Below are 13,877 nucleotides of genomic sequence, written 5' to 3' on the forward strand. Positions count from 1 at the left end.
ATCGGCTATTGTTTGCGTAATTTATGCCTCAAATCTCGAAAGCACCTAAAGCTTTGAGGACATCTTTTTGAGCTGTGGTGATTCCTGTTACGCCTGTAATGTTGGTTCCTTGATAAGGTCTGTCAGGATTGAGTGTTTTTAAAGATTCACCCGTTTGGGCATCCCAAATCTGAATAGTTCCGTTTTGGCTGCCGCTAGCGATCGCATAATGTTCTGTATATTTACCAAATGCGATATGCGATCGCATTGCATGAGGCATGACAGGCAGCACTTTCAGGCAAACCCCTGTATGCCTATCCCAAATTCTCACTGTTTGATCTAAGCTGCTACTTGCCAAAATATCACCTTCTGGACTAAAGGCAACTGACCAAACACTATTACTATGTCCTTGAAAAATATTGAGGCATTCACCTGTATCAACTGACCACAGGCGCACTGTTTCATCTTCACTAGCACTACTGAGGATTTGCCCATCTGGACTAAAAGCGATCGCTTGGACTCTACTAGTGTGTCCTTCTAGAATTTGGAGACATTCACCAGTGGAAATCGACCACAGACGAATGGTTTGGTCTTCACTACTGCTAGCGACTATTTCACCATTGGGGCTAAAGGTAACACACCAAATCCAACTGGAGTGACCTTGCAATATGTTGAGGCATTTTCCTGTACTGACAGACCATAAGCGAATGGTTTGGTCGTCACTGCCGCTTGCTAAGATTTGTCTATCTGGACTAAAGGCAACTGATTGTACCCAATTTACATGACCTTTCAAAATTTGTAGACATTGCCCAGTGCTAACTGACCAAATCCGAACGGTGCGATCGGCGCTGCTACTGGCTAGCAAATCTCTATCTGGGTGAAACGCTACGGAAGTTACCCAGCCACTATGTCCGGTGAATTTTTTTAGACAAATCCCGGTATTGACATCCCATAATCTTACAGTTTGGTCTGTGCTGCCACTAGCAATTTGACCATCACCATTAAAAGCAACTGAAAATACAGAGTTACTATATCCTTTTAAGGTTTTAAAGCATCTACCTGTACTAACATCCCATAGTTTTACAGTTTGGTCTGTGCTACCACTGGCAATAGTTTGACCATCTGCATTAAAAGCAACTGAAAATACAGAGTTGTTGTGTCCTGGTAAAATATTCAGGCATTGCCCTGTATTATCCCAAATTCTCACAGTTTGATCGTCGCTGGCGCTGACCAGCATTTGGGCATCGGGACTAAAGACTACTGATCGGACGCGATCGCTATGTTCTTGTAATATATTGAAGCAGTTTCCAGTACTAACTTCCCAGAATCGAATTGTGAAATCGGCACTGCCACTGGCTAGGGTTTGACTATCTGGACTAAAGGAAAGTGACCAAATGCGATCGCTATGTCCTTCTAAAATGCGATCGCATTCTCCACTAATTTTCCAAAGTCGAATTGTGAAATCGGCACTGCCACTAGCGAGGGTTTGACCATCTGGACTCCATGATACTGAAAGAATTCGATCCCTATGACCCGACAAAATTTTGTAACATTCCCCAGTGTTGACATTCCATAATCTTATTGTTGGTTCATCGCCTCCACTAGCAAGGATTTGACCATCGGCACTAAAGGCAGCTGACCAAATTGAACTTGTGTGTCCTAACAACGTTCTTAGACATTTACCAGTATTGACATCCCACAGCCGAATTGTTTTGTCGCTACTGCAACTTGCTAATAATTGCCCATCTGGACTAAAAGCAAGCGACCAAACCCAACCTAAATGTCCAGCAAAATTGACAAGAAGTTTCCCTGTTGCAACTTCCCAAAGACGAAGTTCACCTTCTGCATCCCCCGTAGCTAATAATGTTCCATCTGGGCTAAAAGCAATACCAGCAAACACCATACCAAAGGTTTCAGCAAAAACACACTGACTCAAATCAGAAGATTCAAAATTAACATTATGCAAATTCACATCCTGTAAATAGGCTTGCCAAATCGTTAAATTTGAAAAATCGTAGTTAGTTAAAGTTGATTGCAGTTGACAAAGCAAATTTAAAATATTACCGCCTGCATATCCAGTTTTGAGTGACGATGTACCTCGTAGTTTGGTTAAACATTCACTAAGCAGGTTCTCAATTGCGAGTTTTTCGCTGACTTCTATTAATAAGCGATCTAGTAATAAGCGTTCAAGAATAGGCTTCAGGATGAAACGAACTTGTGTTTCTCGCACATAGTCTTGTGCAGTAGCTTTTAGTAACGCATGAGTTTTGAAAAGCAAATTTTTTTGATTGGCATTCGCTTCTAAACCTGTTAATATTTCTTGACAAACTTGAGCAACTAATTTCTCGGTGACATATTCCATTACCATCGGCTGAAGTGAAAATGCCCGATGTTTTGCAATCAGTGTCAGCTTGTTTTTCTCAATTAGAGAGCGCTGCTCTAACGATTCTAGAACTTCAATGAAGTTCTGCGGCGATATAGGTGGAAAAATATCCGATCGCAGTTCTGCAAATGAAGCAGAATCACGATAGATAGCAAGCCAATAAATAACTGTTTTCTCAGATTCAGAAAGCCGTTCAAATTGTTGAGAAATTAGATTGCGAATATTACCAAAAACTAATGTTTCCTGTTTAAGGAAATCAGAAATACTGCCATCAAACAAGTTTTGAATCGTCGTTGCAATAATTTTCAACGATAAAGGATTTCCTGCATAACCTTCAACTAGCCGATTCCATTCTTCTGTTGAGCCTTGGAAATTACCCTTTAACTGCAAAAGTTCTTGTGCTTCTGTTTTCTGCAATCCACCCAATTGAAAAGCTCGAACGGGTAAGCTTGCTCCTTCTAAAAGGCGAACTTCTGAAGGCTGATCTCTACTTGTTAGAATTAAACAGCTCTGATGGCGAATTTCTCCAATTTGTCTAAATATTTCGCCATAAGCTTCATAGCCTTCGATATAAGATGATTTAGATTTATCGTTGTGCTGTAAGATGGTTTCAACATTATCAAAAATTACTAAACAACGCTGCGATCGCAAATAATTCAGCAGACGCGAAATTTTGCCTTCAACGGTTTCTGGATAATCAATTTCTTGCTGATTAGATAAGAATTTTAATAACTCTGTTAATATCTCTTGTACTGGTGGCGCATTTCGCAGACTTCGCCAAATCACCCATTTAAACTCGCTCTGTAATTGTTGTGCCAGCTTTATAGAGAGGGAAGTTTTTCCCATTCCACCCATTCCTAACAAAGCTATAAGCCGACACTGATCAACCAAAATCCACTGCTGCAACTGAGCTAATTCTGTTTGCCTTCCGTAGAAAAAATCAACATCGATTGCATCTCCCCAATCTTGATGGGAAGTATTTGCTTCTGCAACTAGCAGAGTATCAGCAAATTTTGTTTGCATTTTTTCTTCAATATTATCAAAGATATTTTCTTGAACTTGATTTGATTGGGTAGTTGTATTCTCTATTTTAAATCTACGCTCAATTGCTGTTCTAAAACTTGTTTTATTAACTTTTTCTGCTAAAACTTCTGAAAGGAGTTTCCATAGTTTCGGGCCAACATCATGTTTTAAGTAAGTTGGAGAATAACCATAAATATCGGCAATGCGATCGTAACTTTGGCGTTCCAAAGACCAAGACTCACGCAACATAGCTTGTTGGAGATCGCTCAAATGAATTCTTGACTTGGCAAAAACGAGAGCGTCTGTAAATGCGAGTGCTTGCTCAATATCCATTGCTGCGATCGACAAAAGTTAAATATACTTTAAATTCTATAAGTAGAATGGCATAATTCATTTATCAGAGAATAACAAAAATAATACGCAATATTTTACAAATTCTTTACACAAGGTTTATGGTTCAGCCATTAATTAGTCGAATTTGGGAATCATTTTTACGCTTACTGTTGCAGAGGATTACTCTTGTACTCACAATTATGTTGTGTGGAGCGATCGCGATCGCAATTTCTAATATGTCTGCGCTTTCGTCGAGCTTAATTGAATCCCAAGCAGTTCAAAATGCTGCCTTGAATATCCAATCATTAACTCAAGCATTTGACCTCTACAGCGCCGCAGCCGCAGAGCGAGCTAAAGCCGTACCTGGAATTACCGTCACCCACGCTTACCTCAATACCAAAGGCGCAATCCCCCTACCCTCAACTTTTGCGATTGAACTTGGCGAGCAAATTAGTGAAAAAAATGCCGAAATGTCTGTACGGCTGTACAGTAACTATCCATATCCTTGGCGCAAAACCAAAGGTGGAGCAAGAGACGCATTTGAGCGGGACGCACTCAACTTCTTGAGAGAAAATCCTCGTCAAAAATTCTATCGTCTTGAGAAGCAAAATGGATATACCACCTTGCGTTATGCACAAGCCAGCCTGATGAAACCAAGTTGTGTAACTTGCCATAACACAGATCCCACCAGTCCAAAGAAAAACTGGGAAGTAGGAGATGTTGCTGGAGCGTGGCAAATTTCTCAATCTCTCGATAATTTAATCACCAAAACCAACCAAAGTCTCCAAGGAACCTTCGCCATGTTAGGCGGCATGTCAGTCTTAGGACTCTCAGGATTGACACTTGTTGTTGGGAAACTCCGAGAAAATGGCAGAAATTTAGAACATCGAATCAAAGAACGAACCACAGATTTAGCAGAAGCCAATACTGAATTAGAAAAAAGAAACCAATTAATTCGCCAAGTTTTCGGACGATATTTAAGTGATATGGTTGTCGCTAACTTGTTAGAAAGCCCTGAAAGATTACAACTCGGTGGTGAACGACGCAAAATCACTATCCTCACCTCTGATTTACGAGGCTTCACTGCACTCTCAGAACGCTTTCCGCCAGAAGAAGTAATTCACATCCTTAACCTCTATTTAGAATACATGGCGGATGTGATTAATCATTACCAAGGTACTATTGATGAGTTTATGGGGGATGGTATTCTGGTATTATTTGGTGCCCCGATCGCTAAAGAAGATGATGCCCTCAGAGCCGTTACCTGCGCCTGTGCCATGCAATTAGCAATGGGTGGCGTTAATGAAAAGATGAAAACCCTCGGCTGGCCACCATTAGAAATGGGGATTGGTATTAACACAGGTGAAGTTATAGTCGGCAATATTGGTTCCGAGAAGCGGACTAAATATGGAATTGTCGGTAGTCAAGTAAATCTCACTTATCGCATTGAGTCATATACTAGTGGCGGTCAAATTCTTATTTCAGAGCAGACTTTCAATGAAGTAGAGTCAAGCGTCAAAATTATTGGACAAAAGCAAGTTCAGCCGAAAGGTATAAGCCAACCAATTACCATTTACGAAGTATATGGTGTGGGTGGACGATACAATCTTTATTTACCCAAAGAAGAAGAAATATTTTTCCCTGTTCCTCAAGAAATTCCGTTTATATACACTATTTTGCATAACAAGCAAATGGATAATCCGGTTTTTTCAGGACGTTTAATTAAACTATCAGCAAAAGGAGCCGAATTACAAGCAGATATTCCTAATGAAATACCTCATAAGTTAACTAATATTAAAATTAATCTTTTCATATCTCAAAACTCAACACAAGTGAGTGAAGATATATATGCCAAAGTCTTAGAAAAACTAGCAAACACAAGAAGCTTTTATATTCATTTTACGGCTGTTCCTCCAGCACTCGTAGCTCAGTTTGATAACCTCTATAAAATGATTTCTCAAAAACCTAATTAAGCAGAAGACAAAGTACACCGTAGCATAACTTTGCCTCCCTTTAACAAAGATACAGGTTGCATTATCTTAAAAACTCTGCGTCCCTCTGCGCTTTCCTTTGCGTACCTCTGCGTTTAAACTAAAACCTGTCAAATTAAGTCACTAAGTTACGAAATTCCTCTGGGGGTTCATCAAAACTGGAAGTATTTTTTATCATAGAGCGATCGCTACATCTCTGTAATCTTGCTATCACGTTGAAAAATTTGGAGTAAGAAGCTGAAAAAATGCAAATATGAGAGAATTCTCTCGAATTGTATAATGAACTACGATGCAGTTAAACATTTACCAAGCTTTTCTGCTTATTAGTGTTAGCACTTCTACTCTTTTAACTACTCCCGGATATGCTGCCAATCCTGAACACGTTAAGCAGCTGCTGAATACCAACAAGTGTTTCAACTGCGACTTATCAGGAGCTAACCTTCAGGGAGCTACTTTGATGCAAGCCAATTTGTACCAAGCCAACCTTCAGGGAGCTAACCTTCAGGGAGCTACTTTGATGCAAGCCAATTTGTACCAAGCAAAGCTGTCAAAAGCCAACCTGTCAAAAGCTAACCTTCAGGGAGCTGTTTTTTTGCAAGCGAACCTTCAAGGAGCGAACCTATCAGAAGCGAAGCTTCAGGGAGCTGTTTTTTTGCAAGCTACTTTGTACCAAGCAAACCTTCAGGGAGCTATTTTGTTACTAGCGAACCTTCAAGGAGCGAACCTATCAAAAGCGAACCTTCAGGGATCTTACTTGTCGCAAGCTAACTTGTTGCAAGCAAACCTTCAAGGAGCTAACTTGTCGCAAGCTAACTTGTCGCAAGCCAACCTGGTAAAAGCGAACCTGTCAAAAGCGAACCTTCAGAGAGCTATTTTGGTACTAGCCAACCTTCTAAGAGCCAACCTTCAAGGAGCCAATCTTCAAGGAGCCAATCTTCAAGGAGCGGTGATGTCTGATGGGAAAATTCATCCTTGATTTTTGTGGTGGTTTTAGCCTTAACTGAACCCTATTGACTTATAGGGTTAGAACTGGCGGTGCGACTGGGGGTGGGTATTCGTTGCAAAGAGTGCGATGACCGCGCTACGCCAGTTTTAGTTTTTGGCCTTAACCCAAGCGTATTGTGGTATAAATCGCTAAGTGAAAAAATCACAAGTTTTTTTACCAGTAAATCAATCACAAACTCGCTGTAGTTCCTCAACTGTATTTAGCGTTTTGATAGCCTGTTGAATCACTTTTAATCGCTGTAAATCTGTGATTTGGTAAATGATTGGCATTAAATCTAAGCCAGGAGTCCCAAATTTTATCTCCAGTGCCAATTCAATACCTGAATATAATTCCTCTCGTCGTCCGCGTGCTTCCCCGCGTGCTTCCCCGCGTGCTTCTCCGCGTGCTTCCCCGCGTGCTTCTCCTTCACGTAAAATTTCTTGATACCAAGGCGACTCACGCAACACAGCCATATCCCACCTCATGATTTCTTGGACTAGGGCACTCTCTATTACAAACGTAGCAAAAAAAGCCAAAACTGTTTCAAGTTGATTTAATTGTTCATCCTGACGCAGAATTTGCAAAGCTTCTCGAATTACAACCTCGTTTTCACCCCCTTTGAGGATGGGTACAAATGGAATTAAGGATGGTAATGGTGTATTAAAGACAGTATTTACATCAACTTCCCATAGGTTAATCACTCGATAATCTTGAGTTGCTCTTAAACCTGCAACATTTGATGTATATGTTGTAGGTATTTCTATATTAGTTCCTTTAAGAATGTTAATTAATACTGGATAGGTAGGTAAATTATATTTTTCTTCAGCTAGAGCTGCATAAGCACGCATCCGTCGTGGCATTTCCGGTTTATACCGCAGTTGTAATTCATTGACAACTAGAAATTTTCCATACTGCGGATTCTCGACACGGATAAGTACATCACTTTGTCTACTAACCCACTGAAATTCTGAGTTGAGAATTTCACCTACAATAACATCGGGAATTTGTGTTACCCATTTTACCCAGTTATCGGGTGCAAGACTGATTAGGCGTTTAGTGCTGATATCAGCAGGTTTGGACATAAGCAAGTAGATAGGTTTAGATAATCGCTACTACACTTTTAATTAGACTAACACTGAGTGTAGACATAGCGATCGCCTAAATATTTACGTCTCAAAATACAAAAACAAACTAAAATTTCAGTATTTATTTCTACTTCAATAACTAACTGCGTCCAATTTTAAAAATAAATTATATCTCTCATAAAATACAACACCCTGCACTTTTAAAGTACAGGGTGGAAGACAGCGATAAGGATGATTACCAGTTTCTATTTACTTCAAAGCCAATCTCGATAAGCTGATATTTCATTTACGCTGATTTCAAATGGCATCCCCTTGCCAAATGGCGGATAAACGCGGATTTTACCGTTGCTAGCAAACCGCTCTAATCTATTACCTAACTGGGCAATATTGCTGACTATATGCCAGTAAGATACTAAATCAGGACAGTCAACAATTAATGTTAGAATGCTAGCATTTGTTGTGACATACCACTGGCAATTAGATAACAAGACTCGCGTAATGCGATCGCAGGCTTGATAAAAGCATCTACCTGTAGACTGTTCTAGCTCCATTTGCAGCATTCCATCCTCTTTTGTTACCTCAGATGGAGGTAAATCATCGGGAGGAAGCTGGTATAGTTTAGAAGACATAATTTCGCACCTCTTGGTTGTAGCGCGTCAAACTCTCCAAGTTTTTTTGCATATCCGAAGACGAGGGTTTGAGTGCTAACGTACCTAAATTTAATTCGTCTTGAAATTTCTTGATTTTGTCTCGACAAGTCTCCACATCACCGATAATTGAGTTCTCAATCAAATAATCTTCATCGAAACAAATATTTGTGCGGTCGAATGGTTTTTGGTTGGGATTTGGATTATTCTGCAATAATTCAGCCGAATTAGCTTTCATTTTTTGGCTAAATTTGCGAACGAAAGGTAACGCTTCACTCACCGCCTCGTCAAATGTTTTGCCAACAAAAAAGAAGCGTGCCAGCACAAAATTTTCCGCACCACTAGAATTTAAGGCTCGATATTTAGCAACAGTATCCTTCAATCTCTGTAGGGAGAATGGCGGCCCACCCATCAAGCTGAAAGAATGTTTAGCAGCAAACTCGATACCATCATCGCCACCAGTGGCAACATACACTGGTATTTGACTCTGCAATGGTTTTGGGTAAATTGTTAAGCGATCGCATTGATAATACTTGCCATTAAATGATACATCAGTTTCATATAATAGCTTTTGAATCAGTGCGATCGCCTCTAGCATCCTGGGACGGGATTCACTTGGGAGTGTCGCAAAATGCTTGTTTTGTTGGGGAAAGGGGCCGCCTTTGGCAACTCCAAATAATAATCGTCCATTGCACAGGTGATCCAGAGTGGCGATATCTTCCGCTACCCGAATCGGGTTATGGAATGGCAGTAATACCGCCGCAGTGCCTAATTGGATAGTTGAAGTCAGCCCCGCCAAGTGTGCCATTAACAGCAACATAGAGGGGCTGAGATTGGATTCACTAAAATGATGTTCACTCACCCAGGCTTCTTCAAAACCTAAACTTTCTGCCTGTTTTATCAGCGTGACTTGCTCAAAGATGGCACGACGAGCATCTTGGTGATGATTATCGTAATTGCAGAAAATTCCAGTTTTCATTACTTGCGTTAATACTTTGTGCTGGCTATTCTTGTGGTCGATAGGTTCGTAGTAAGCACTAAGCGTGCTTAAATTTTTGAGGAATAAAGTTTTCACCACAAACACCTTTACTCCTCTCAATTAATGCGCTCAAAGACTAATTTGCAACCCACTGCAACTCCAACCATAGACGTGGGTTATTGTGTTTGATATTCGACATCGGGTCGCGCAATAATCGTTTGGCATTCATGCAGACTACCTGTACTAGACCCATGTTGTCTGCTACTTCTCTGAGTATTTCTTTATGAGCTTGCACACAGGAAATCATTTCGTCAGAGCAATAAATTCCTATATATTGCAGGCGTCTCGCAGGTCGTCCCCAAAAACAGGTAATGACTTTCACATAACACCCATCTAGTAATTCTCCAACTTTTGGGTAGTATTCGTTGAGGACTCTTGTGAATTCTTTGGCTAAGATATCTTCAGCAATCATTGGAACTGATATTTCTGTAGCGTCCATCACGCTATTTAATATAACATAATTTTATCAATTAAACATTACAAAATAGCCTAATAGGCTTAAATAAAATATTAAATACTACAAAAAAAAGAGGCATACATTGTTTAGTATTACCTCAGATTCGCGTAAAGCATCTTTATATTTAAATATGAAAGTATTGGTTGGAATACCCCTAGTCTAGGCGAATATAATTCGCAGCTATACGACATACATTTGGCTTTGTATAAAATTGTAGGTTGGGTTAAGTAAAGCACAACCCAACATTTCCGGGGCTTTGTTGGGTTTCGTTCCTCAACCCAACCTACTAGCTACTAGCGCTTAACCCAGTCGCTTGTTTTCTTAGTCAGCATAGGCGAACTTGGTTTGCAAGACTAAGCACGATTTATAATCTAGAAGGATATTTGCAAAAGGAAGATGCACCTAAATACTCTAATATCGAAAATTATGAATTCAAATAAAATGCATTTAAATAGCATATTTTAATATTGAATTCTAAATTTTGTCTTTTTAATTATTATCGAGCATTACGTTCACAAACTAATACCTCTGCTATTATATCCGGCACATTTACAAAGTCTGTAAATCCTTCATAATCACGGATTGGTGATATAAATGTATAGTTTGGATCGCACACTCCATTGTCATATACTTGAATAAACCATCGATCGGGAAATCCTTCTACACCTAATTCTACAGTGTACCAACTCTCGCCAATCAAACGAGAGTTAAAGATTGTAAACCATTCCCGATTCTCTTCTGAAATATTCCAATCTGCCATGAGCAGTTCTAAAGCTATCTGCCCTGCATCCGTTGAAGTCAACAGCATTTTTACTCCTTATTTGCAGCTTCAGTGTTTGCAACTTCAGGATTGGAAACTTCCGGGTATAAACCCAGTTCTTTAGCTAGCTCACGCGCTACAAAAAATAAAAACTTAGCACCATCTTGATTGCCTTCATGAGCAAACATAGTTGCTACTTGTAGCATTGTCTCTACAAAACCAGAATCAATTAATTCTGGCTTACTTTCCAAAACTTCTGGTTCTTGACCATTAGGACATTTAAGTAGCTCATCAATCAGATTGAAATACAGTTGTTGGCGTTGTTCTGACATAGTAAGCTTCTTAATTTTAGTGAGTTAATTGTGAATTAGTTACTGTTCGATACTGTGCTGCCATAGTCTTTCCAACATTTCAACTTGTTCTTTTAAAACAGCAGCACGATGAACAAGATATCTGTCGTAAAAAAGAATCCCTAACCCAATACAAATAGGGGTTAGCAAGAAGAACCATTGTAGGATCGTGGCAAATTTATATTGTTCAGCAACAGTCAGCATTTGATGAATCACATTACGGTCAGAGGATTGGATGCTAGTCTGAGGGGAATGTGTACCCTCTGTCCGGGGAGCCAAGATAGGAGCATTTCTACTAGTCTTGTTAACTTCGCAGGCTAAATTCTGGGATTTTACTAACTCCAAATGTCGCTCCCAAACTATGCCAAATACTACTACTCCTGGAGAAAGCACTACTAAGGTAACTACGCAAACTGTGAGAAGATTTAAAAGTTTTGCTTTCATCTCGGCTCTCCCTTGCTAGGTAGTATGCACTCAGCAAGAAAATATCTTTTGCTGTTTATTTTAAGTAGCTATACATTTCTACTTTTCAAACAGTTTTGATATTAAAATATGTGTAAATGGTAGTTTTACAATTGTTAGTTGCCAGTCATTTTTACAATTATCACTGACTACGGACTACTGAAAAGTTACCAAGCTTTTCACAAAACGTAGGATTAATCAGTCAGAAATAACGCGCTTAGATTTAGAGAACCTGATTTCATCCTCCTCTCAAAAGAGAGATTAAGAAGTCCCCCCTAGTTCACTAAGCTTTCGCCCAGGAATGTTGGGGGGTAGAGGGGAATCTCTGCGTAAATCCTATACGATTTATATCAGCCGCTCTCCACAAAACAGTTTACCCTAGCCCCGTTAAGATTATTAAATTCATTAGAATAGTACTCAAAGTCTGTAATCCCTGCCTGATAAGTATTGCAAAAATTAATTGGGGTATGGGTGCTAGTGTTTTTAGGATGGGGTTCTAGTGTTTACGAGGTGGGGCGCTGGTAGTTCTGTACTCAACCTCAAAGCAGTGTAGGCAAGGATTAAGGACTGTTTATAATGCATTTTTTAGAAGACAAAAACTGCACTCAAAAGAAAATATCAATGTCTTTTGATAAAGATAGACTAATAAATTAGAATAAACAATTAAATGTTATGCAAGTAAATTATATTTCCATAACATATAGAAGAGATTGAAAATAATGGTAAAAATTATGCATATATACAGAATTTATGCCCAATAAGCAATAGTCAGCAATTCCAAATGGTAAAATATAAGTATGGCAAGCTAGCCCTCTGCTGAAGTGAGAATCAAGGGGAACATCTGAAAAAGGTTCTTCCTAAACTTTCATATTTTGTAATTTAGTTAGAATACATAGTATATGCACTCATTGACACTAAACTGCAAATTAAATACACAAAAGCTTATTGTTATAAGTAAATACTCTGTACTAAGATTTAGGATTTTAGGAGCTAAATAATGCGGATTGCTCAAGACATAACAGAACTAATTGGACGAACTCCTTTAGTTCAACTGAACAAGATTCCTCAAGCTGAGGGAGTAGTAGCAAGGATAGTTGTCAAATTAGAAGGGATGAACCCAGCAGCTTCGGTGAAAGACCGCATTGGGTTAAGTATGATACTCTCAGCAGAAGCAGCTGGTTCAATTGAGCCTGGAAAGACTATTTTGGTTGAGCCTACTTCTGGTAATACAGGAATTGCTCTAGCGATGGTAGCAGCAGCGCGTGGCTATCGTTTGATTTTAACAATGCCAGAGACGATGAGCCAAGAACGACGGGCTATGCTCAGGGCTTATGGTGCTTCTTTGGAATTGACACCAGGCGTTGAGGGAATGCGGGGAGCTATTCGCAAAGCTGAAGAAATTGTGGCTAATACTCCTGATGCTTTTATGCTGCAACAGTTTCGCAACCCTGCCAATCCTAAAGTTCACCAGGAAACCACCGCAGAAGAAATTTGGACAGATACAGACGGGGAAGTTGATATTGTCATTGCTGGGGTAGGTACTGGTGGGACAATTACTGGGGTTGCAGAAGTACTTAAACAGCGTAAGAAGACTTTTAAAGCGATCGCAGTTGAACCCAGCAATAGCCCAGTTCTCTCCGGTGGTGAAGCCGGGCCACACAAAATTCAAGGTATTGGTGCCGGATTTGTCCCCGATGTTCTCCGCCTAGAATTAGTTGATGAAGTAATTAGAGTCAGCGATGAACAAGCGATCGCTTATGGGCGACGTTTGGCAAAAGAAGAAGGCTTATTGTCTGGGATATCCTCTGGTGCAGCTTTGTGTGCTGCAATTCAAGTAGGTAAACGTCCAGAAAATGCCGGACGTTTAATCGTGATGATTCAGCCTTCCTTTGGTGAACGTTACCTCAGCACACCCATGTTTCAAGATTTGTCCTTAGAAACTGCTGGTGTGCGTTAAGGAGACAAGAGGGACAACGCATTAATGAACCTCCTGTCCCTCTCATTTAGCTCTAGCGTTTCATTCGGTGCTTGTCCTTAAAATTGCATGGGCGCTCGTGTCGCCCACCCCATAAGAAATGTACAATTTCAGATTATGCAAACTAGATGTGGTTTAGCTTATTACCCTGCAAAACTCAGCCTACTGGCATGGCGGTAAAATCGTTAGCGGACACGATTTTAATAAACTAGAACTTACGCCTTGACAAAATTTTTATTGTGTGATTTTCACCATAGTAGACACAGATACCTCAACTTTGTCGGGGTTTTGAACTAGCGAGGACATCAGCCCTCGTTCTACTTCTTATATAGGTGTAAGTGAAATCAATTTATTCACTAGCGGAAGATGAAACGTGGATTGTAGATAGCTGAAGCTTTTTGCAGCCGC

11 protein-coding genes are annotated in these 13,877 nt (G+C 39.9%); 3 read left to right on the forward strand and 8 right to left on the reverse strand.

All coding sequences use genetic code 11. The features are described from left to right. Positions 1–28 precede the first annotated feature (28 nt). Positions 29–3,733 (reverse strand): NB-ARC domain-containing protein, encoded by a 3,705-nt coding sequence (locus tag RMZ43_RS32330; RefSeq protein WP_428850952.1) that lies wholly within the window; start codon positions 3,731–3,733, stop codon positions 29–31. A 104-nt stretch (positions 3,734–3,837) separates the two neighbouring features. Here RMZ43_RS32330 and RMZ43_RS32335 point away from each other — a divergent pair, with 104 nt between their 5' ends. Continuing rightward, positions 3,838–5,691, forward strand: a complete 1,854-nt coding sequence (locus RMZ43_RS32335; protein WP_322654167.1) for an adenylate/guanylate cyclase domain-containing protein — start codon at positions 3,838–3,840, stop codon at positions 5,689–5,691. A 307-nt stretch (positions 5,692–5,998) separates the two neighbouring features. Further along, positions 5,999–6,685 carry a pentapeptide repeat-containing protein gene (locus tag RMZ43_RS32340; RefSeq protein WP_322654168.1) on the forward strand — a complete coding sequence of 229 codons (687 nt, stop codon included), beginning with the start codon at positions 5,999–6,001 and terminating at the stop codon, positions 6,683–6,685. A 194-nt stretch (positions 6,686–6,879) separates the two neighbouring features. Here the strand turns inward: RMZ43_RS32340 and RMZ43_RS32345 are convergent, their stop codons facing one another. The 7 genes from RMZ43_RS32345 to RMZ43_RS32375 form a co-directional block, all read right to left on the reverse strand. Beyond that, positions 6,880–7,776, reverse strand: coding sequence for an Rpn family recombination-promoting nuclease/putative transposase (locus RMZ43_RS32345; protein WP_322654169.1), 897 nt, complete (start codon positions 7,774–7,776; stop codon positions 6,880–6,882). A gap of 257 nt (positions 7,777–8,033) precedes the next feature. Beyond that, positions 8,034–8,408, reverse strand: coding sequence for a hypothetical protein (locus tag RMZ43_RS32350; RefSeq protein WP_322646785.1), 375 nt, complete (start codon positions 8,406–8,408; stop codon positions 8,034–8,036). Continuing rightward, entirely contained in the window at positions 8,398–9,405 is a 1,008-nt protein-coding gene (locus RMZ43_RS32355) for an LLM class flavin-dependent oxidoreductase (protein WP_322654182.1), read from the reverse strand. Before RMZ43_RS32355 ends, RMZ43_RS32350 begins: the two co-directional genes overlap by 11 nt. Positions 9,406–9,541: 136 nt before the next feature. Next, the gene (locus RMZ43_RS32360) at positions 9,542–9,904 is read right to left on the reverse strand and encodes a hypothetical protein (RefSeq protein ID WP_181374248.1); all 363 of its coding nucleotides are present in this window, start codon (positions 9,902–9,904) and stop codon (positions 9,542–9,544) included. 514 nt (positions 9,905–10,418) lie between these two features. Continuing rightward, positions 10,419–10,730: a hypothetical protein gene (locus tag RMZ43_RS32365; RefSeq protein ID WP_322646784.1), complete on the reverse strand. Its 312-nt coding sequence runs from the start codon at positions 10,728–10,730 to the stop codon at positions 10,419–10,421. A 2-nt stretch (positions 10,731–10,732) separates the two neighbouring features. After that, the gene (locus RMZ43_RS32370; protein ID WP_100900566.1) at positions 10,733–11,014 is read right to left on the reverse strand and encodes a hypothetical protein; all 282 of its coding nucleotides are present in this window, start codon (positions 11,012–11,014) and stop codon (positions 10,733–10,735) included. A gap of 39 nt (positions 11,015–11,053) precedes the next feature. Further along, complete coding sequence (locus RMZ43_RS32375) at positions 11,054–11,476, reverse strand: hypothetical protein (protein WP_322646783.1); 423 nt, start codon at positions 11,474–11,476, stop codon at positions 11,054–11,056. Between the two features lie 1,015 nt (positions 11,477–12,491). Between RMZ43_RS32375 and cysK the strand changes: the two genes are divergently transcribed. Then, complete coding sequence (gene cysK, locus RMZ43_RS32380) at positions 12,492–13,451, forward strand: cysteine synthase A (RefSeq protein WP_322654170.1); 960 nt, start codon at positions 12,492–12,494, stop codon at positions 13,449–13,451. The last annotated feature ends 426 nt before the right edge of the window (positions 13,452–13,877 follow it).

It is taken from the genome of Nostoc sp. CmiVER01, assembly GCF_034531135.2.
GTDB lineage: Bacteria > Cyanobacteriota > Cyanobacteriia > Cyanobacteriales > Nostocaceae > Nostoc.

What these genes read in the sequence shown, in the direction of transcription:
- RMZ43_RS32335 (WP_322654167.1), top strand. Translation starts at nt 3,838, where the DNA reads ATGGTTCAGCCATTAATTAGTCGAATTTGGGAATCATTTTTACGCTTA.
- RMZ43_RS32340 (WP_322654168.1), top strand. Translation starts at nt 5,999, where the DNA reads ATGCAGTTAAACATTTACCAAGCTTTTCTGCTTATTAGTGTTAGCACT.
- RMZ43_RS32345 (WP_322654169.1), bottom strand. Translation starts at nt 7,776, where the DNA reads ATGTCCAAACCTGCTGATATCAGCACTAAACGCCTAATCAGTCTTGCA.
- RMZ43_RS32350 (WP_322646785.1), bottom strand. Translation starts at nt 8,408, where the DNA reads ATGTCTTCTAAACTATACCAGCTTCCTCCCGATGATTTACCTCCATCT.
- RMZ43_RS32355 (WP_322654182.1), bottom strand. Translation starts at nt 9,405, where the DNA reads ATGAAAACTGGAATTTTCTGCAATTACGATAATCATCACCAAGATGCT.
- RMZ43_RS32360 (WP_181374248.1), bottom strand. Translation starts at nt 9,904, where the DNA reads ATGGACGCTACAGAAATATCAGTTCCAATGATTGCTGAAGATATCTTA.
- RMZ43_RS32365 (WP_322646784.1), bottom strand. Translation starts at nt 10,730, where the DNA reads ATGCTGTTGACTTCAACGGATGCAGGGCAGATAGCTTTAGAACTGCTC.
- RMZ43_RS32370 (WP_100900566.1), bottom strand. Translation starts at nt 11,014, where the DNA reads ATGTCAGAACAACGCCAACAACTGTATTTCAATCTGATTGATGAGCTA.
- RMZ43_RS32375 (WP_322646783.1), bottom strand. Translation starts at nt 11,476, where the DNA reads ATGAAAGCAAAACTTTTAAATCTTCTCACAGTTTGCGTAGTTACCTTA.
- cysK (WP_322654170.1), top strand. Translation starts at nt 12,492, where the DNA reads ATGCGGATTGCTCAAGACATAACAGAACTAATTGGACGAACTCCTTTA.